1 protein-coding gene is annotated in these 1,102 nt (G+C 56.6%); it reads right to left on the bottom strand.

The genetic code is table 11. The features are described from left to right. Positions 1–7: 7 nt before the first annotated feature. Positions 8–1,000 carry an IS30 family transposase gene (locus tag MLE19_RS22820; RefSeq protein WP_240720611.1) on the bottom strand — a complete coding sequence of 331 codons (993 nt, stop codon included), beginning with the start codon at positions 998–1,000 and terminating at the stop codon, positions 8–10. Positions 1,001–1,102: the final 102 nt, after the last annotated feature.

The following is a 1,102-nucleotide window of genomic DNA, read 5'->3' as shown; positions in this document are numbered from 1 at the left end:
CCTGAATTCAAACATTAAGCGCAGCACCCGCGGTTTTCAGCGCCCCTGAATACTCTCCCAGGAACACTTGTGCCGGTGTCCGATACCCCAAGCGTTTTCTGGGGCGATTGTTCAACTTGGCAACGACTCTCCTCAGTGCTGAGTCGCTCACCTTTCGGAAGTCCGTCCCTTTCGGGAAATATTGGCGGATCAGGCCGTTGGTGTTTTCATTAGTGCCACGCTGGCATGAGCGGTACGGGTCGCAAAAAAAGGTCTTGGCCGAGACGGCCTTGGCAACCTCTCGGTGCTCGGCGAATTCCGACCCGTTATCCAAGGTGATGGTCTGCACTGCGCCTCGGCGTGGTTTTAATAAACGGGTCATCGCTTTGGCCGTTCCAGTGGCCGTGATCGTCGACAGGCGCGCTGCCAAGAGGTAACCGCTGCGTCTCTCGACCAGGGTCACCAGGCCAGATTCTTTGTGGCCTTTGAGCACCGTATCGCCTTCCCAATGGCCGATATGGCGCCTTTCTTCCGCTTCGGCGGGACGCTGTTCAATGCCTACCCGGTGTGGAATTTTGCCCAATCCCGCATGCTTGGCCAGTCGGCGCTGATAGCGCCGCTGGCGTGGTAGCCGGAGTCGCTTCCATAATTCGCCGCCGCGTTTCTTGTCGTCCCAGATTAGCGCATAGATCCACTGATGGCTGACGCAAACGCCGTTGGCATTCGCCATGAAGCCACTAATTTGCTGGGGGCTCCATTCGTCCATCAGTTGATCAGTGACCCAGCGAATCAGGCTGGGCAGTCGCTTCGTCACTTTCCAGGCGGTGCGTCGGCGCTGATCACTTCTTGATTGCGCCTGCTCAGGCGCATAGCCAGCAGTAAGCCCATTGCGCTTTATCTCCCGGCTAATGGTGCTGCTGTGAACCCCAATAGCCTTGGCTATTTGTCGCTGGCTGATGCCGGTCTCAAGATAAGCAAAAATTTGGTATCGTTGGGTCTGGGTCAGCTGTCGGTATCCCATGCTCTGCTTCACTTTGGTCGGTAAAGTCGAGAGGGTACCGGCGCTGGCCCTCCTTCCTCTACTGTGTGATCCAAAGTGCTGCGGTTATTCTATGAATCCAGG

Source organism: Vreelandella neptunia, from assembly GCF_022489065.1.
In the GTDB taxonomy this organism is placed as follows: domain Bacteria; phylum Pseudomonadota; class Gammaproteobacteria; order Pseudomonadales; family Halomonadaceae; genus Vreelandella; species Vreelandella neptunia_A.
The sequence above is the reverse complement of the archived record's forward strand: the minus strand, read 5'-3'. Positions and strand labels throughout refer to the sequence as shown.

Bases quoted from the DNA above. Each gene is read 5' to 3' on its own strand.
- MLE19_RS22820 (WP_240720611.1), bottom strand. From the start codon at position 1,000: ATGGGATACCGACAGCTGACCCAGACCCAACGATACCAAATTTTTGCT.